This window comes from Vibrio fortis, from assembly GCF_000695685.1.
Classification (GTDB): domain Bacteria; phylum Pseudomonadota; class Gammaproteobacteria; order Enterobacterales; family Vibrionaceae; genus Vibrio; species Vibrio fortis_A.
In genome coordinates this window covers 94,974-114,018 of sequence record NZ_JFFR01000023.1, presented here as the reverse complement: position 1 = coordinate 114,018, position 19,045 = coordinate 94,974, and the positions used below count along the sequence as shown (strand labels likewise).

Here is a 19,045-nt window from a genome sequence, read left to right as displayed (position 1 = left end):
TGCTATCTTTAACATAATTTTAACAACAATAACTTAGCGAAAAACATGGAGTTAGACAATGATTCAGCCTAACGAGTTTAGCCAAGACCAAAACCAAGCTCTCCCTACACCAAATGAAATGATTTTAAAATGGGCAGAGGAGCGCCCAAATGAGGTCTATCTTAAACAAATCATCAACCGTCAGTTTGTCGAGTTCACCTATAAAGAGGTGGCAGATAAAGCGCTGAGGCTGGTTACCGCGCTAGAAGAGCTCGGTGCCAAGCCTGGCGACCGAGTTGCCCTAGTATCAAAAAACTGTGCCGAGTGGTTCATTACTGACTTAGCCATGATGCTGGGTGATTTTGTCAGTGTGCCAATCTTCCCGACGGCAGGTGCAGATACTATCGCGTACTGTATTGAACACAGTGAAAGTAAGATCGTAATAGCAGGTAAGCTTGACGACCCCGCGGCCACTCAACAAGTGATCGATGAAAATCCAGAACTTATCAGCATTGCCCTGCCTTATGACACAGCAGCAAAATGCCAATACGCATTTAATGATCTCATCGACAAGAGTGCTCCCTCTTCAAAACGTCCTGTGCATCACGACGACAAGCTTATGTCACTGGTTTATACGTCAGGGACTTCAGGTCAACCAAAAGGCGCTATGTTGACCTATGGTGCCTTTACTTGGTCGGTTCAGCGTCTAATCGACCATATTGGTATCGAGAAAAACGATCGCTTGTTCTCTTATCTACCTTTGGCTCACATCACAGAACGTGTTTACATTTTTGGTTCATCTGTCATGGGTGGTGTACCAACCGCGTTCCCAGAATCACTCGATACCTTTATCGAAGACGTGAAGATGCACAGACCGACTCTGTTCATCTCCGTGCCAAGGCTCTGGACTCTATTCCAACAGCGTATTCAAGACAAACTGCCACAGAAGAAGCTTAATATTCTTCTCAAGATTCCGTTTGTGAACTCACTCATCAAGAAGAAGCTGGCAGATGGTCTTGGGTTAGATCAAGCTCGCGTCCTTGGTTGTGGTTCTGCACCAGTATCTCCAGCTCTGCTGGATTGGTATGAAAGCGTAGGCCTACACATCACTGAGGCATGGGGGATGACAGAATCGTTTGCTTACAGCACCCTCAACTACCCTTTCAGAGCCGATAAGATTGGTTCTGTGGGTAACGCAGGCCCAGGTGTTGAGCTTAAGATTGCTGAAGATGACGAGATCTTAGTGCGCAGTAAAGGCTTGTTCTCTGGTTACTACAAAAACGACATTGCTACACAAGAGTCATTTAACGCCGAGGGTTGGCTCCACACCGGTGATATTGGTGCTATTGATAACGAAGGCTACCTAACGATTCAAGGTCGTAAGAAGGATACCTTTAAGACAGCGAAAGGTAAGTTCGTTGCTCCTGTACCTATCGAGAAAAAGCTATTTGAGTACAGTCGCGTAGAGATGATGTGTCTGATTGGTCTAGGCTTACCTGGTCCTATCCTGCTTGTTGTTCCTCATGACTTCCCTAATTTCGACCGTGAACGCTACGAGAGAACCACCAAACGCGTGATCGAGAAGATGAACTCGCAGTTAGCCTCTCATGAGAAGATTAAAGGCGTACTGATGATCAAAGAACCGTGGAGCATTGAAAACGGAATTCTAACGCCAACGCTCAAGATCAAGCGTCATATTCTAGAGCAGAAGTACCACGAAGTGGGCCACAACTGGCCAAAAGATAAATTGGTGGTTTGGGAGGAGTAATCCACCTTAAGCCAAGTTCTTTATAATAAAGGGCGTTTTTAAATGCATAAGCGTCACTTAGGTAATAACTTGAGTGACGCTTTTTATTTAAATCTAATTCCCTTACTCCCAAAACGCTTTCCTCGCCTCTTGCTGTGCTTGTGTATGCGTTAACCCAATATCATTTAAAAGATGATCGGGTAGATCAGCTAAATGCTTTCTTGTTTTAGCATTTTGTCTAAATTGCTGTACTTTGAAATAGAATTTCTTAATCAAAGAAGTTTTGTTCGAGCGCTCATCCAGTTCGACTCTAACTGTACCTGAATTCATAATTTACCCCTTCTATACTTTTATTCTCTATGTTTATCTGTTTACATGGCTAATATTCGACCAAAGACAGTCAGCCGACAAACGATAGATATTGGCATTCAGTTAAGGAAAACTAATGTGAGTGAACGAACACCTCCCTTTCAAGGCATCTACTACTTCTATATTGCAGCTGACAAAGGCAGCTTTAAGCTCGCTGCAGAAACCTTGTTTGTAACTGCTGCTGCGGTAAGCCAACAGATCAGGCAACTTGAAGACTGGCTCGGTGCCGAACTCTTCATCAGACAGCACCGAAAAATTGTACTCACTCATGAGGGAGAGGTTCTGTATCTTCAAGCGAAGAAAGGTTTTGCTCACCTTCAAGATGGCGTGAGAAGAATCAACCAAGACCCAAATCCAAATCAGCTCTCGATTTCCACCGTTCCATCCTTTGCGCAGCACTGGTTAGTGCCAAGGATTGGTGACTTCAGAGAGAGACATCCAGACCTATCCATGCTGATTGAACCAACCAACAAGCTAATCACCTTTGAGGATTCAAGTATTGATATCTGTATACGCTACGGGCACGGTAACTACCCAAATCTAGAGTCGCGTTGGTTAATGGATGAGGTGCTATACCCTGTTTGTCATCCGCTCTATCAGGAGAAGTATGGAATATACAGTGTCGAAGACCTGCACAAAGCGGAACTAATTGAAGACCGATGGCCTGATATGGATTGGGCAATATGGCTCAATGAAGTGGGCGTTGAAGGCGGTCACACGACATTGCAGTTTGATGGTTCTCACTTTGTACTAGAGGGAGCGCTCTCGGTTCAAGGTGTTGCTTTGGTGAAACACAGCTTAGTGTATCGATACCTGCAAGAAGGCAAGCTGGTTAGAATTGGGAATACCGCGCTAAGGCCGAAATACAATTACTTCTTATGTGCACCGCCGGGATACTTTCATCGCGACAAGATTCAACGCTTCTCTAAATGGATAGAAACTCAAGTCAGTGAGTTTGGTAATAAAGGAAGGGAAGAGCTTAATATCGTCGATACTGATTTCTCATTGAAATGGTCCGGAAACTCCGATGGCTAAGCTGCTATACTGACGAAAAATACCTATTGGACTTATCATGACACAAGTAAACAACCCACTGCATGGCATTACTTTGCAAAAGCTACTGACTGAGCTAGTCGATCACTATGGTTGGGAAGAGTTGAGTTACATGGTTAACATTAACTGCTTCAAGAAAGACCCAAGCATCAAGTCGAGCTTAAAGTTTCTGCGAAAGACAGAGTGGGCTCGAACTAAAGTTGAGCAAATCTATATCGATCTAAAACGCTAATATCCGCTCCCTAAGTCACTCCAACTCCCCGTAGTTACCTCGCGGGGATTGCCCCTGTGTCTACTTTTTAGGGGCCACATCAATCTCGTATCTCGTATCTCGTATCTCGTATCTCGTATCTCGTATCTCGTATCTCGTACTATGATCCCCATAAAACAAAAGCCCCGCAAGCTTTCACTTGCGGGGCTTTAAAACTAATTAGATTCTAAAAACAATTACTTGTTTTCTTTCTCTTCTTTAGCTTTTGCGATTACTTCTTCAGCAACGTTTGCTGGACATGGTGCGTAGTGTGCGAATTCCATAGAGAATTGACCACGACCAGAAGTAATTGTACGTAGGTGACCGATGTAACCAAACATTTCTGATAGAGGTACGTCAGCTTTAATACGTACGCCAGTAGCACCAGCTTGTTGGTCTTTGATCATACCACGACGACGGTTAAGGTCACCGATTACATCACCAACGTGATCTTCTGGAGTGAACACGTCAACGTTCATGATTGGCTCAAGAAGTTGCGCGCCAGCTTTTGGCATAGATTGACGGAATGCGCCTTTCGCTGCGATTTCGAATGCGATTGCAGACGAGTCAACTGCGTGGAAGCCACCGTCGAATAGTTCAACTTCAACGTCTAGAGTTGGGAAGCCAGCAAGAACACCGTTATCCATCATAGACTCGAAGCCTTTCTCTACTGCAGGCCAGAATTCTTTAGGTACGTTACCACCAACAACTGTTGAAGAGAACGTGAAGCCAGAGTTTGGCTCACCTGGTTTGATGCGGTAGTCGATCTTACCGAACTGACCTGAACCACCAGATTGCTTCTTGTGCGTGTAGCTATCTTCAATCGCTTGAGTGATAGTTTCACGGTAAGCTACTTGTGGAGCACCTACAGTTAGCTCAACGCCGTATGTACGCTTAAGGATGTCTACCTTGATGTCTAGGTGAAGTTCACCCATACCTTTCAGGATAGTTTCACCTGAATCTTCGTCAGTCTCAACTTGGAAAGATGGATCTTCTGCAACCATCTTACCGATAGCGATACCCATCTTCTCAGTAGAACCTTTATCTTTAGGCGCTACAGCGATAGAGATTACTGGTTCTGGGAAGATCATTGGCTCTAGAGTACATTCGTGCTTAGGATCACATAGAGTGTGACCAGTTTGAACGTTCTTCATACCAACAACTGCGATGATGTCACCAGCTTGAGCTTCAGTTAGCTCGTTACGGTCATCAGCTTGCATCTCAACCATACGGCCGATACGCTCAGTCTTACCAGTTGCAGCGTTAAGGATAGTATCACCCTTCTTCATGCGACCAGAGTAGATACGGATGAACGTTAGTGCACCGAAACGGTCGTCCATGATCTTAAATGCTAGAGCACGTAGTGGCTCATCTGCAGATACAGTTGCAACTTCACCAGTTGGTTCGCCAGTCTCTTTATCAGTTAGAGGCTGTGGATCAACTTCAGTTGGAGCTGGTAGGTAATCTACAACAGCGTCTAGTACTAGCTGAACACCCTTGTTCTTAAATGCAGAACCACAGAATGTTGGGAAGAATGCTAGGTCACGAGTACCTTTACGGATACAACGCTTGATGTCTTCGATAGAAGGCTCTTCACCTTCCATGTAAGCTTCCATTAGATCATCGTCTTGCTCAACAGCAGTTTCGATTAGCTCTTCACGGTATTGCTCAACATCATCAACCATGTCAGCTGGGATGTCTTGGATTTCGTAGTTTTCTGGAAGACCAGAGTCGTCCCATACGTAAGCTTTACGGCTTAGTAGGTCTACAACACCAACGAAGTCGTCTTCACGACCGATTGGTAGAACCATAACTAGTGGGTTTGCACCTAGAACGTTTTTAACTTGGTCAACAACGTTGTAGAAGTCTGCGCCCATACGGTCTAGTTTGTTAACGAAGATCAGACGAGATACTTCTGATTCGTTAGCGTAACGCCAGTTAGTTTCTGATTGTGGTTCAACACCACCAGAACCACAGAATACACCAACACCGCCATCAAGAACTTTAAGAGAACGGTATACTTCAACTGTGAAGTCAACGTGTCCAGGAGTATCGATAACGTTTAGACGGTGACCGTTCCAGAAACAGCTTACTGCTGCTGATTGGATAGTAATACCGCGCTCAGCTTCCTGTTCCATGAAGTCAGTCGTTGATTCGCCGTCATGTACTTCACCAGTCTTGTGGATTTGACCAGTTAGCTTAAGGATACGCTCAGTGGTAGTTGTTTTACCCGCATCAACGTGCGCGAAAATACCAATGTTTCTGTATTTCGATAAATCTGCCATTGTCTTACTCTGTTAATAGGATATAAAATGCGCGCAGAGTATATCACAATCTGTGAAGACTGATAGCTTTGCATGCATTTGAGACTAAAAAACTTTTGCCTTTCCACAATAAGAAAGGAAAAGTGCTCTGTAGAAACAACCTAAGCGGTTGTTAATTTTAATATTGGGCTCGCAGAAAGACGATTAGCAAACCCAATTTGATTTGCTGCTGTATAGATTAGCCTAACTTAGCTTTATTACAACTCATCAAAAGCACTAATTGCTTCTGACAGTTTTTTCACTCCGTGGATTTGCATCCCTGGGATACCACCCTTAGGCATATTCGCCGCCGGCACGATCGCTTTTTTAAAGCCATGCTTGAAGGCTTCGTTTAGACGCTCTTGCCCACTTGGGACCGGTCTAATCTCTCCCGCCAAACCAACTTCACCAAACACGACCACATCTTTAGGCAGTGCTCTGTCTCTAAAGCTAGACAACAGTGCCATCACTAATGCTAGGTCAGCACTGGTTTCGGTTACTTTAACACCACCGACGACATTCACAAACACATCTTGGTCGGCCATTTGCAGTCCGCCATGTTTATGCAGCACGGCGAGTAATAAAGAGAGGCGATTTTGCTCAAGACCAACCGCCACTCGACGTGGATTAGCCAATTGGGAATAATCCACCAGCGCTTGTATCTCAACAAGAAGTGGACGCGTACCCTCCCAGATCACCATCACTGAGCTTCCCGACGTTTCTTCTTCACCACGAGAAAGGAAAATAGCTGAAGGATTGGAGACTTCTTTCAGCCCTTGTCCTGTCATTGCGAACACACCAAGCTCATTTACCGCACCAAAACGGTTCTTATGGCTGCGCAGCGTTCTAAAGCGGCTATCAGTGCCACCATCAAGCAGTACCGAACAGTCAATGATGTGCTCTAGAACTTTCGGCCCCGCCAGCGTGCCATCTTTAGTTACGTGACCAACAAGGAAAATAGCCACATTATTCTGCTTAGCAAAACGAGTCAGTGCGGTTGCTGACTCACGAACCTGAGCTACACTGCCCGGCGATGACTGAACATCGGCGACGTGCATAACCTGAATCGAGTCGATAACCATGATCTTCGGTTGCTCTTTCTCCGCAACCTGACAGATCTTATCAACATTGGTTTCCGACAACATTTTCAGATGCTCTTTCGGTAGCCCTAAACGCGAAGCGCGCATCGCCACCTGCTGCAAGGATTCCTCACCTGTTACATATAAGGTCGGAAGCTGTGAAGAGAGCAGACACATCGTCTGTAATAATAGAGTCGACTTACCTGCACCTGGGTTACCACCGATAAGAATCGCCGCACCCGGCACCACACCACCACCAAGAACGCGATCGAGCTCTTTAAAGCCACTGCTAAACCTTGGTACTTCTTGCAGATCGATCTCTGAAAGGGTTTGAACACTCGACTCTGTTGCGCTACCTGCGTAACCGGTGAGTCTCTCATTACGTGCAACCTGAGGTGATGCAGCGAGCCTTACCTCTGTGATTGTGTTCCAAGCTCCGCATGCATTACATTGCCCCTGCCAGCGCGGGAAGTCTGCGCCGCAGTCATTACATACATAAGCTCGTTTTGCCTTAGCCATAAAACCTCAATAATTTACTTCGTTACACGATGATGTTGTCAAATTGTGATGTCGTTGACCGTACGGATTAAAATAATCGTTGCAGTCGTACCAGTTATACTTAAAGATCGATTTAAACTAGTCGATAACATAAGTGCACTATCCATTCTAACAATAAAAGTATGCAGCAATCTGAAATTCTATCTGTAGCAGAGCGACTCATCCCAGCCTATCACGCTGAGGATTTCGATTTCCTTCTATCACAAATGACAGAGGGTGAATCCCCGTCTCTGAAATTGCTCGTTAAAATGGAACTGAATCGTATCATGGCTCCGTGTACCAAGAGTATCGATTTACGCGGCCGTATCGACGACGAATGTCACCAGTTTACCCTAGATGGGCGTAAACACTGGCTCGATGATATCGCACTTAATGCCTATCAGCGCGGCACAAAGAAGTTTCGCGGCTACACTGAAGGCGTTTGGGAGATGGTCATGTCTCCGCGAACTCAGCCAGTCAACAACCAAATCAATACTACTCAGCAAGAAGACAACGGCGTCACCAGTGCTAATAGTCCTTATGAAGCGGAACCCATTAATCTTGGTTATGATTTAAAACGTCAAGAGAACCGCCTAAAAGTTGCGTCACAAGTCGAGATAACAACCTCAAAAGGCCAAGTGCTGCATGGTGTGACTGTGGATATATCGCCATCAGGCGGGAAATTCAAGGTGCCAAGCGCATTCAAGTACAACCTTGGCGAAGTGGTTGGCGTCAAATTTACTGAACTGGTCGAAAAGTCGAAAGAGCCGGGAGTCGATAAAACCACCGAGTTTCGAATTCTTGGTATCGACGACTCTTACGATAACAATGCCGTTAAGTTTTTAAGAACAGTACGCGTTTGCGACAGTAATATCGTCGGTCGTTTAATCGAAGAGTCACTTAACAGCAACAGCAAGAAGACTCAGCACGAGAACCAAGATCGCATCATTCGCACCCGTACTCGCGGAATCGAGCATACATACCTCAAGCACACCTGTAACTTGCCTCTCTTTTTTAGCGGTAGTGAGCTCAAGCTAGCTCTACTGACCGATAACAACCACCCTCTTTGGCAATATTGGCATGATGAGCGTAACCAACAAGCTTTAGGTACGTTGTTTAATGAGCAACGTATGAACCAATTAGCGAAGCCCGGCGTGAAAGGCACGAGTAATGTTATCTACTCGTTCACTCACGAGCACCAAAATAAGACGCTGTTCTACTCAATGATGTTGCCAGAAGCAACTCGCGAGCAGCGCCAACTGTTCTGGCATATTGGTGCTAAGAGATCGAGCTGGAAAACCTTTAAGTTCTCTGTTTTTGAACTGTCCGAAGAAGAGCAACAAGCATTAGCTCAGCACTCGAAAGATCTCGCAAGAAGCTCAGAGCAATTGACCCACTGTGGTATCTTGCAAGAGATCGGTGCTGACGACAGTGCGGACGACTACCTGCTTACAGAAAAACCACGTATTGCCAGCAGTGAGCTGAATAAGTTCCGCCATGCTCGCACCGTTGTTGGTAATATTCAGAGCATCTACTTTGATTCTCAGTCTCGCCGCAAAGAGCCACGCTATCAGTTTAAGTCACCACTGCAGATCACTGCAGGCGATGGTGCAACCGCGAATGGTCATACTCAGGATCTTTCCAAGCGTGGCTTAAGCATCGCATTAGAGCAGCCATTGGTACTCAAGATCGACGATCCTGTAATCATCAATTTCAATGAGCTACAGCTCTATGATAAGAAGCTACCACTGAGCGCCGTACCTTACCGAGTAATCCGTGTTAGCCCGAACGGTAAGAATGTTCAGCTGGCGATCGATGAAACGGGAAAAACCATGCGTACCGTGGCCTTTCTTAATGGTCTCATTGATCATAACCAAAACAAACTGATCAAAAAGAAAGAGATACTACCGACTCACTCACTGTTGGAATCCCTCCACAATGTACTATTGAGTAAAATGGTCAGTAACCCAATCTTTATTGATAAACCAAGCTCAAAGCTGCGTTGTAAGATCATTGGGGTTAACTTCCCACTCAATAACTACTTGAGCTTGTTGGCGAAGCTTGGACACAACCATAAGTTGTCACTAGAGCCGATATTTAAGGGGCACAGTAATACTCTATTAGCGGATCCGCTAAAGAAAATAGAGGGAGCAGGCCCAAAGCATCATGATGTTTACGTGGCTGCGGTTAAATTTGGTGACAAGATTCAATCGGTACATACCAAGCTAAGCCGAGAGTTCAAATCGGTTAAAGAGCGGATCATGTTCATCAAGAAAGCTCAGCATATGGGGGAGCTCTACGTTTTACGAGTATCAACCGCACCAGTTTTCGACCCACTGACTAGCCTATTCCAATCTGATTTAGAGGCGATTGCGCGGATTAGTATGTACCAAGCGAAGAAACTCGAAAATGAAGTGACGGCCTTTATTGGTTATGGCGAAATGTGTGATATCACAGATGAAGTGCTAATCAGACTCGAGCTGACCAAATAGCCGATCTACATCATTCAGCTATTATCAAAACCCATTAAAAAAGCAGGCTCTAAGGCCTGCTTTTTCTATCTATAAACAAGGATACTATGGTTTCACTTGCCAGCTGATTTTTTGATGCTTAGCCAATACACCAGAAAGAATACAGAGCACGCCGCCCAACCCTGAGTAACGCACTGCAGACTGTGCTTGCTGCTCAACTTTCGGTTTAGCGTGATAAGCAATACCCAAACCTGCCGCTTTCATCATCACCAAGTCGTTGGCACCATCACCGACAGCCACCGTATTGTGCAGCTCAATCTCATGCTCGTCAGCAAGTTCAATAAGGATATCTGCTTTGGTTTGTGCTGATACAACATCGCCCAACACTTGCCCTGTCAGCTTACCATTGACGATTTCCAAGGTGTTAGATTGTGCGTAATCGAGATTAAGAGTGTCTTTAAGGTAGTCAGAGAAGTAGGTAAAGCCGCCCGATGCAATGGCCGTTTTCCATCCTAGCTTATTCAGAGTGTTCACCAACTCTACCAAATCTGGCATGAATGGTAGTGTACTGCGCACCTGCTCCAAGATAGCTTCATCGGCGTCTTTCAGTGCACCAACACGTTGACGGAGGCTCTGTTCAAAGTCGAGTTCGCCCTGCATTGCGCGCTCTGTAATATCGGATACCAGCTCACCCACACCCGCCAGTTTTGCAATCTCATCGATGCATTCAATTTGGATCGCTGTGGAGTCCATATCCATCACAATCAAACCCGGCTTCGATAAGTCTGGAACTTCGCTTAGGCAAGCGTAATCCAGTTTTAGACCCTGTAAGATCTCTTCATGCGCAGGAGTAAGTTGTCCAGACATCAGAGCAACTTCGTATTTGCCCACTTTCCAAGTGTCTAGAATGGTGTTGTAGAAGCCTGTGAAAAAGTCGATGTCATCGAAGGCTTGAGGAGAAAGATACTCACCAAACACGATCCAGTTTGCCTTTGATTTGGCCAGTTGAGAGGCGAATCGCGTCTCCGGGAGTCGAGTTAACAGTGTAGTATGCCTTTTGATAGGCAAGAGTTTCTGTGCGTCCATGTGTATGATTCCTAATTAACTTAGCTAGACGTTAACCTATTGCAATTTACATGTGCAAGTCTCAATATACCTTAATCATAACATTTGTTTATTTCAGGCGAGATGAATCATGAATGAATCGCTGTTCTCATTACGCAATGCACTGCGTATCTTAGCGCTGATTTTATTAGCCGCTATGTTGGTGGTCACCATCAAAAATACCGTAGTGATCAGTAAAGGTAATGAGAAAATTCAAGCCAAACAACTCGAAACTCTAACCAAGGTTCTGATCTCACAAGCGTCGCTGTCTGCGAGCAAAATGATCATTCAGCAAGATCAAGAGCGCCTGTTAGAGCTTACCAATCAGCTATCTCAAGACCGACTGGTTTTTGATACTACAATCTACAACGCTGAAGGTATTCGTTTAGCATCGAGTGAAAAAGCGCTAACGGTTCGTGAAGTGCTTGGGTTAGACACTCCGCTTTCTACAGCTAGTATCGGCAAACAACAGTTGGTTGAGCCTATCTACTCTCCGGAAAACACCATAATAGGTTTTATCCGAGTGACTTTTGAGACCGGCCGAGTCACGGCTATCTCAGATCACCATTATCGCAAGAGTGACCGCTATATGATTGGTATGGTAGTGATGGGATTTGTTAGTGGCGTGCTGTTTATTCTATTAATCCTCAGACGCGGCAAGTCCAAATCAGGCGAGAACCTGCTACTCAAGAACGTTAACTCTTAGCAGGCAAACCCAATTAAACCAAACAATAAAAAGCCCCTACAGTCGAGACTGCAGGGGCTTTTTTCATTCAGCTCAAAGTATACTGAGGCTTTCGATTACTCATCGTCACCCAGTAGAACAGAGTCTAGTGCAATTACCATCATGTCATTGAAAGTCGTTTGACGCTCATCAGATGTGGTTTGCTCGCCTGTTTTAATGTGGTCTGAAACAGTACAGATAGTCAGTGCTTTCGCGCCGTATTCAGCACATACACCGTAGATACCAGCCGCTTCCATCTCAACGCCAACGATGCCGTACTTGTCCATAACTTCGAACATTTCTGGATCTGGAGTGTAGAACAGCTCAGCTGAGAATAGGTTACCGACTTTTACGTCAACACCGCGCGCTTTTGCCGCGTCTTCAGCTGCACGAACCATTTTGTAGTCAGCAATTGCAGCAAAGTCATGACCTTTAAAGCGAATACGGTTCACTTTTGAATCGGTACAAGCACCCATGCCGATAACAACATCGCGCACTTTAATATCTTCGCTAACCGCACCACAGCTGCCAACACGGATGATTTTCTTCACACCAAAGTCTTTAATAAGCTCTGTCGCGTAGATAGAGCACGATGGGATGCCCATACCGTGGCCCATCACAGAGATCTTACGACCTTTGTAAGTACCTGTGTAACCAAACATGTTGCGAACATCACACACCTGAACAACATCATCTAGGAATGTTTCTGCGATGTATTTAGCACGTAGCGGGTCACCCGGCATAAGAACAACGTCTGCGAATGCGCCCATTTCAGCATTAATATGTGGAGTTGCCATTGAAAATATCCTTTATCTCAAAACAAAAAAGAAGAGAGAGGCTACCCTCTCTCTTCAGTATACTTAAAAATTACAAAAAGCTTGTGCCGTAGCCCATTGGCGACGTACCGAAGTATGCTGCTAGCGTTTGGCCGATATCAGCAAATGTGTCACGACGACCTAGTGAACCAGCAGGTACATTCTTACCGTAAACAATCACTGGGATGTGCTCACGAGTGTGGTCAGAACCAGGCCATGTTGGATCACAACCGTGATCAGCAGTTAGGATCAAGATGTCATCTTTTTGCATCATATCCATAACTTCGTGAATACGACCATCGAAGTACTCAAGTGCCGCTGCGTAACCCGCTACGTCACGACGGTGACCGTAAGCAGAGTCGAAATCTACAAAGTTAGTGAACACAATCGTGTTGTCACCCGCTTCTTTGATCGCGTCTTTGGTTGCTTCAAATAGGTCAGGAATACCTGTCGCTTTAGTCTTCTTAGTGATACCACAGCCTGCGTAGATATCAGAGATCTTACCGATTGAGTGAACCTCACCGTTTTTCTCTTCAACCAGTTTTTGCAGGATCGTTGCTGATGGCGGCTCAACAGATAGATCGCGACGGTTACCGGTACGCTCAAACTGACCTTTACCCGCACCAACGAAAGGACGCGCGATAACACGACCAATGTTGTAATCTTCTAGCTCTTCACGAGCGATCTGGCAAAGATCTAGCAGGTTTTGTAGACCAAATGTCTCTTCATGACATGCGATTTGGAATACTGAATCTGCAGATGTGTAGAAGATTGGTAGACCCGTCTTCATGTGCTCTTCACCTAGATCATCCAGTACTTGAGTACCCGATGCGTGACAGTTACCTAGGAAACCAGATAGACCAGCACGCTCTAGAATGCGGTCAGTCAGCTCTTTAGGGAAGCTGTTCTCTTTATCAGTGAAGTAGCCCCAATCAAAAAGAACAGGAACACCCGCGATTTCCCAGTGACCTGACGGTGTATCTTTACCAGAAGACAGCTCAGCTGCGTGGCCGTAAGCACCGATGATTTCAGCGTCTGCATCCATACCAGGAGCAAAACGACCTGTTGACTCTTTATGAGCCATCGCAAGACCTAATTTTGATAGGTTTGGCAGAGTCAGTGGACCTTGACGGTCAGCGTTATCCGCTAAGCCCTTATCACACTGATCAGCGATGTGACCCATAGTATCTGAACCTACATCACCAAATTTCTCAGCATCAGCCGTTGCGCCAATACCAAATGAGTCTAAGACTAAAATAAATGCTCTTTTCATTGCTATTTCCTTTAGCCCGCTCATTATCGAATAATTTTGGTGTGAGCAGGCTTTGTGTAATTTTTTAATTAAACGTCTTCTGAACGAATTTGACGGTAAACGTCTGGCGTTGCTGTGTATTCGCCACCAACAGTAATCGCATTTTGAAGGGCTGTTGCCGCTTCTTGCCATTGCTCTTCGTTGCGTGCGTGAATAACTGCAAGAGGCTTGTCTTCGCTTGCCACTTCACCTAGACGGATGAAGTTATCGAAGCCAACTGCGTAATCGATGCTGTCAGTTGCAACGCGACGACCGCCACCCATGCCAACAACAGCCATACCGATTGCGCGCGTATCCATTGCTGATACAACGCCACTTTCAAGTGCGTATACTGGCTTGATGATTTCCGCTTTCTCTAGGTAGTTGTCGTAGTTTTCTACGAAGTCAGCTGGACCGCCCAGGCCTGCAACCATCTTGCCGAAGCATTCTGCTGCTTTACCGTTATCCAATACTGCCATTAGCTTCTCACGAGCCTCTTCAGAGTCTTTCGCAAGGTTTCCAAGCACTAGCATTTCAGCACATGAAGCTAGCGTGATCTCTAGAAGGCGAGGGTTACGGTATTCACCCGTTAGGAATTGAACCGCTTCACGTACCTCTACTGCATTACCTGCAGAAGAAGCCAGAACTTGGTTCATGTCAGTTAGAATCGCTGTTGTCTTAGTACCTGCACCGTTTGCTACAGCAACGATAGATTTCGCCAACTCTTCAGACGCTTCGTAAGTTGGCATGAATGCGCCAGAACCTACTTTTACATCCATTACTAAAGAATCTAGGCCAGCAGCCAGTTTCTTAGAAAGAATTGAAGCGGTGATTAGCGAGATGTTGTCTACAGTCGCAGTGATATCACGCGTCGCGTATACACGCTTGTCCGCTGGAGCTAGATCACCTGTTTGACCGATGATTGCAACACCTGCGTCTTTGGTTACTTCACCAAACACTTCATTTGTCGGTGTGATGTTGTAGCCTGGGATAGACTCAAGTTTATCTAGCGTACCACCGGTGTGGCCAAGACCACGACCAGAGATCATAGGAACGAAACCACCACATGCTGCCACCATTGGGCCAAGCATTAGTGAAGTTACGTCACCTACACCACCTGTAGAGTGTTTATCAACGATAGGGCCATCAAAGTTCATGTGGCTCCAATCGATAACCATACCTGAATCACGCATTGCACACGTTAGCGCAATACGCTCTGGCATTGTCATTTCGTTGAAGAAGATCGCCATTGCAAATGCAGCGATTTGGCCTTCAGAAACCGTGTTCTTAGCAACGCCCTGGATGAAGAAGTTGATCTCTTCAGCAGTCAGCACTTCGCCGTCACGTTTTCTGCGAATAATTTCTTGAGGTAGAAAAGTTGGAGTTTTGGTATTAGATACTTCAGACATTAGATTCCTCCCAACACTCATGATGAGTATGGTATGTAAGGTAAAGAGGTAATATGGAGCGGTAAAATCACCGCTCCATCAAACAGACAATTTAAGAATTAGTAAGCTGTTGGATCAGCTGTTTCGTCTGTTACTTCTAATGTGTTTAGTAGGTTAGTCAGTAGGCTTGACGCACCAAAACGGTAGTGCATGTTGTCAGCCCAATCTGCGCCTAGGATGTCATCAGCCATTGCTAGGTATTGTGCTGCATCTTCAGCAGTACGAACACCACCTGCTGGTTTGAAACCAACAGTCTTAGCTACGCCCATGTCACGGATCACTTCAAGCATCATGCGCGCGTACTCTGGAGTCGCGTTTACTGGCACTTTACCTGTTGAAGTTTTAATGAAGTCAGCGCCTGCTTTAATACAGATTTCAGATGCTTTCTTGATTAGTGCTTCTTCTTTAAGCTCACCAGTTTCGATGATTACTTTCAGTGTGATGTCGCCACATGCTTCTTTACACTGTTTAACTAGCTCGAAACCTACTTCTTCGTTGCCAGCGATTAGAGCGCGGTATGGGAATACTACGTCTACTTCGTCTGCACCGTAAGCTACTGCCGCTTTAGTTTCAGCAACTGCGATTTCGATGTCATCGTTACCATGAGGGAAGTTAGTTACAGTCGCAATACGTACTTCTGGAGTACCTTGCTCACGCAGTGCCTTCTTAGCTGCTGGGATAAAGCGAGGGTAAATACAGATTGCAGCTGTGTTGCCCACTGCAGTCTTCGCGTCGTGACAAAGCGCTACAACTTTTTCAGTTGTGTCGTCGTCATTTAGCGTAGTTAGGTCCATAAGTTTAAGTGCACGTAGAGCTGCTGCTTTTAAATCGCTCATTTCTATCTCCGATCAATATATTCAAATAGTTAACTACTTCGCCCTCCATCCAGTATAGATGGATATTTTAGTAACGCTCTGTAGTCACCAATGAACGGACTTGGTTCCCTGAAGACTTGTTGGCCTTACGCCATCAATTGCTATCCTTGTCACCGCACAGTACCAGTTTGGTCTATGGCACAACAAATCTACCTTGTTGTGTCTAACATCTATAGCGTATCGCTATGTTTGGCCTAATCCCAGAAGAATCACGATTGCGATTAAACAAGCGGTCATTTTCTTGCCAAAAAGAGAAATCCTATCCCTATAGCTTATACATTATAGGTATCCTTCGATAATTTGTAGTGCTCCTTAGAACGCAAACGGTTTGTATCTCAAAATAATTCAGTTTCCGAGTTATTGATGGCAGCAATCGTTGTAAATAACACATCCTGTGTATCAACGTTTCCTGGCCTTATTGCTCTATAATCCGGTCCCTAAAACAAAAAAGCCCCGCAGCAATCTCTTGCTACGGGGCGATATTAAAGTGGCGTCTATATAATCTAATCTACTTAATTAGAAAGATAGGAAGAAGCCAGCAATTGTCGCTGCCATCAGGTTAGATAGAGTACCAGCAATAACCGCTTTAACACCCATACGAGCGATGTCGTGACGACGGTTTGGAGCTAGACCACCTAGACCACCTAGTAGAATCGCGATAGAAGAAAGGTTTGCGAAACCACATAGAGCGAACGAGATAATTGCTTGAGTCTTAACAGACATTACTTGGCCAGTCGCTTCAACGATTTGAGCGTTCTCACCAACGTATGGTACGAAGTTTAAGTATGCAACGAATTCGTTAACAACTGTCTTCTGACCAATGAAAGAACCTGCGATAGTTGCTTCTTCCCATGGCACACCAATGATGAATGCTAGAGGAGCGAAGATCCAACCAAGAAGTAGTTCAAGAGTTAGGTTCTCCATACCGAACCAACCGCCAACGCCACCTAGGATACCGTTGATTAGAGCGATTAGACCGATGAACGCTAGTAGCATTGCACCAACGTTTAGAGCAAGTTGAAGACCAACAGATGCACCACCAGCAGCTGCGTCAATAACGTTAGCTGGTTTGTCGTCGCCGCCGTCCATTTCGTCAGCGATGTTGTCATCTGGAGTATCAGTTTCTGGCTTGATGATCTTAGCGAATAGTAGACCACCTGGTGCCGCCATGAATGATGCAGCAACTAGGTACTCTAGAGGTACACCCATAGAAGCGTAACCAGCTAGTACACCACCAGCAACAGAAGCTAGACCACCACACATTACAGCGAATAGTTCAGACTGAGTCATTTTTGGTACGAAAGGACGTACAACTAGAGGAGCTTCAGTTTGACCAACGAAGATGTTTGCTGCAGCAGACATAGACTCCGCACGAGATGTGCCAAGAGCTTTCTGTAGGCCACCACCAAGAATCTTGATAACCCATTGCATTACACCAATGTAGTAAAGTACAGAGATAAGTGCAGAGAAGAAGATTAGAGTTGGTAGTACTTGGAATGCAAAGATGAAACCGATACCGTCAACTGAGAAGTTAACTAGGCTGCCGAATAGGAAACCAGTACCGTCTTTACCGTAGTCGATTACGTTTGCTACACCAGCAGAGAAACCTGCAAGCAAATCACGACCCCAAGGGATGTAAAGTACGAATGCACCAAGTGCGAATTGGATAGCGAATGCGCCACCCACCGTTCTAAAGTTAATAGCTTTGCGGTTGTCAGATAGTAGTACTGCGATTGCAATCAGTACAACCATACCGACTAGGCTCATAAACAGGCTCATAGTTTATGACTTCCTTATTAGTTATTTATTGGCGTGTTACAAAATGGGGCTATAAAGCGGAGGCAATTATACTCATGCGACCACTAATAAAGTAATGCCGTCCTCACACTTTGGTATAAGATTCATGTATCATTCATTTACATCTGTGAGCCATGTCACGATACAACTGTAAAACACGCAAACGATAAACAAAAACTTTAGATTTTATTCACATATACCGAATAGCTGATGGCTATTTTGCCATATTTGAGTTGCAATCGATTGCTTTGACTCTTTCCTGAGCGAAACAAGTTCATTTAATATCGTAACTAAATATTTGGAATGATTAATGTTTCCTTGCTTACCGCAGATCGGCATATCCGGTGCATCCGTCTCTAAAACGACCCATTCAAGGGGTAAACGAGCGATAGTAGTGCGCGTTTTCTGCGCTCTAGGGTAAGTTATCGTTCCACCAACACCGATATAGAATCCCAAGCGAATCCACTCTAAAGCTTGCTGCTCGCTGCCCGAAAAACCATGAATAACTCCACCGTTGGTGAATTTTTGCTGCTTAATAAGCTGAATAAGACGGTTATGTGATTTCCGCTCATGGATAATCAGAGGCAGTTTAAAAGCAGCCGCAAGCTGTATCTGATGGATAAAAAAGCGTTCTTGCTTATCGATATCCACATCCACAAAGAAGTCCAAGCCACACTCCCCTATCGCAATACACTGCTCAGAAGCGCCACTTAAATGCTGTTCAAGTTGAGCAAATTCGCACTCATTCGCTGTCGCTAGAAAGTAAGGATGAAAACCCAACGCATAGTAAAGGTTAGAGTGTTCCGAGCTCAGTTTTTCAAGCTTTTTCCAGTTAGTTTGACCAATCGACGGTGCGACAACCTTCTCAACGCCTTGCTGCTGAGCGGCTATGAGATAGTCTTGAGCGGCTGCAGAACTGTCTTGGTCACCCAACGAAAAGACGTCGAAGTCTAGATGACAATGGGTATCGAATAGCGGTATCGACATTACGGCTTATCTTTCGGTTCAGGTTGAGGATCGCTACGATAAGGGGTGCAACTACGCTTATTTTCTGGTGTTAACCCTAACTCTTTACACCATTTATCGTACTGCTTAATCCATCTTTTAATGACTTGAAACATCCACTCTCCTTAAGGCAAACATAAAAAAACGCCTATTGCAGAACAATAGACGTTTTTAATCACTTCGACTAGCACCACCTCA

General features: G+C 45.2%; 15 protein-coding genes and 1 pseudogene. 5 read left to right on the top strand and 11 right to left on the bottom strand.

Annotated elements, in window-relative coordinates; all coding sequences use genetic code 11:
• Positions 1-58 precede the first annotated feature (58 nt).
• Positions 59-1,747, top strand: a complete 1,689-nt coding sequence (locus VFDL14_RS10155; RefSeq protein ID WP_032551579.1) for an AMP-binding protein — start codon at positions 59-61, stop codon at positions 1,745-1,747.
• 102 nt (positions 1,748-1,849) lie between these two features.
• Here the strand turns inward: VFDL14_RS10155 and VFDL14_RS10160 are convergent, their stop codons facing one another.
• Positions 1,850-2,056: a DUF1127 domain-containing protein gene (locus VFDL14_RS10160; protein WP_032551578.1), complete on the bottom strand. Its 207-nt coding sequence runs from the start codon at positions 2,054-2,056 to the stop codon at positions 1,850-1,852.
• A 117-nt stretch (positions 2,057-2,173) separates the two neighbouring features.
• Here VFDL14_RS10160 and VFDL14_RS10165 point away from each other — a divergent pair, with 117 nt between their 5' ends.
• Positions 2,174-3,130, top strand: coding sequence for a LysR substrate-binding domain-containing protein (locus VFDL14_RS10165; RefSeq protein ID WP_032551577.1), 957 nt, complete (start codon positions 2,174-2,176; stop codon positions 3,128-3,130).
• A gap of 37 nt (positions 3,131-3,167) precedes the next feature.
• Positions 3,168-3,380 carry a VF530 family DNA-binding protein gene (locus VFDL14_RS10170; RefSeq protein WP_032551576.1) on the top strand — a complete coding sequence of 71 codons (213 nt, stop codon included), beginning with the start codon at positions 3,168-3,170 and terminating at the stop codon, positions 3,378-3,380.
• Between the two features lie 215 nt (positions 3,381-3,595).
• Here the strand turns inward: VFDL14_RS10170 and fusA are convergent, their stop codons facing one another.
• Both fusA and radA read right to left on the bottom strand, forming a co-directional pair.
• Positions 3,596-5,683, bottom strand: a complete 2,088-nt coding sequence (fusA, locus tag VFDL14_RS10175) for an elongation factor G (protein ID WP_032551575.1) — start codon at positions 5,681-5,683, stop codon at positions 3,596-3,598.
• A 236-nt stretch (positions 5,684-5,919) separates the two neighbouring features.
• Positions 5,920-7,299, bottom strand: a complete 1,380-nt coding sequence (gene radA, locus VFDL14_RS10180) for a DNA repair protein RadA (protein ID WP_032551574.1) — start codon at positions 7,297-7,299, stop codon at positions 5,920-5,922.
• Between the two features lie 161 nt (positions 7,300-7,460).
• On the opposite strand from radA, the gene VFDL14_RS10185 reads away from it, so the two are divergent.
• Entirely contained in the window at positions 7,461-9,809 is a 2,349-nt protein-coding gene (locus tag VFDL14_RS10185; RefSeq protein WP_032551573.1) for a PilZ domain-containing protein, read from the top strand.
• 84 nt (positions 9,810-9,893) lie between these two features.
• Here VFDL14_RS10185 and serB read toward each other — a convergent pair whose 3' ends face one another.
• Positions 9,894-10,874, bottom strand: coding sequence for a phosphoserine phosphatase (gene serB, locus VFDL14_RS10190; protein ID WP_032551572.1), 981 nt, complete (start codon positions 10,872-10,874; stop codon positions 9,894-9,896).
• A gap of 109 nt (positions 10,875-10,983) precedes the next feature.
• Here serB and VFDL14_RS10195 point away from each other — a divergent pair, with 109 nt between their 5' ends.
• Positions 10,984-11,598: a YtjB family periplasmic protein gene (locus tag VFDL14_RS10195; protein WP_032551571.1), complete on the top strand. Its 615-nt coding sequence runs from the start codon at positions 10,984-10,986 to the stop codon at positions 11,596-11,598.
• Between the two features lie 95 nt (positions 11,599-11,693).
• Here VFDL14_RS10195 and deoD read toward each other — a convergent pair whose 3' ends face one another.
• The 7 genes and pseudogenes from deoD to VFDL14_RS24555 all read right to left on the bottom strand — a co-directional run bounded on the left by deoD (position 11,694) and on the right by VFDL14_RS24555 (position 18,963).
• The gene (gene deoD / locus VFDL14_RS10200) at positions 11,694-12,413 is read right to left on the bottom strand and encodes a purine-nucleoside phosphorylase (RefSeq protein WP_032551570.1); all 720 of its coding nucleotides are present in this window, start codon (positions 12,411-12,413) and stop codon (positions 11,694-11,696) included.
• Between the two features lie 70 nt (positions 12,414-12,483).
• Positions 12,484-13,704, bottom strand: coding sequence for a phosphopentomutase (locus VFDL14_RS10205; RefSeq protein WP_032551569.1), 1,221 nt, complete (start codon positions 13,702-13,704; stop codon positions 12,484-12,486).
• A gap of 68 nt (positions 13,705-13,772) precedes the next feature.
• Positions 13,773-15,131 (bottom strand): thymidine phosphorylase, encoded by a 1,359-nt coding sequence (gene deoA, locus VFDL14_RS10210; protein ID WP_032551568.1) that lies wholly within the window; start codon positions 15,129-15,131, stop codon positions 13,773-13,775.
• A gap of 98 nt (positions 15,132-15,229) precedes the next feature.
• Positions 15,230-16,006, bottom strand: a complete 777-nt coding sequence (gene deoC / locus VFDL14_RS10215; RefSeq protein ID WP_032551567.1) for a deoxyribose-phosphate aldolase — start codon at positions 16,004-16,006, stop codon at positions 15,230-15,232.
• A 555-nt stretch (positions 16,007-16,561) separates the two neighbouring features.
• Positions 16,562-17,824, bottom strand: coding sequence for a NupC/NupG family nucleoside CNT transporter (locus VFDL14_RS10220; protein WP_032551566.1), 1,263 nt, complete (start codon positions 17,822-17,824; stop codon positions 16,562-16,564).
• Positions 17,825-18,028: 204 nt separating this feature from the next.
• On the bottom strand, positions 18,029-18,829 hold the full coding sequence (locus tag VFDL14_RS10225; RefSeq protein ID WP_032551564.1) for a TatD family hydrolase: 801 nt from the start codon (positions 18,827-18,829) through the stop codon (positions 18,029-18,031).
• Positions 18,768-18,963, bottom strand: a pseudogene (locus tag VFDL14_RS24555) (hypothetical protein). Before VFDL14_RS24555 ends, VFDL14_RS10225 begins: the two are co-directional and overlap by 62 nt.
• Positions 18,964-19,045: the final 82 nt, after the last annotated feature.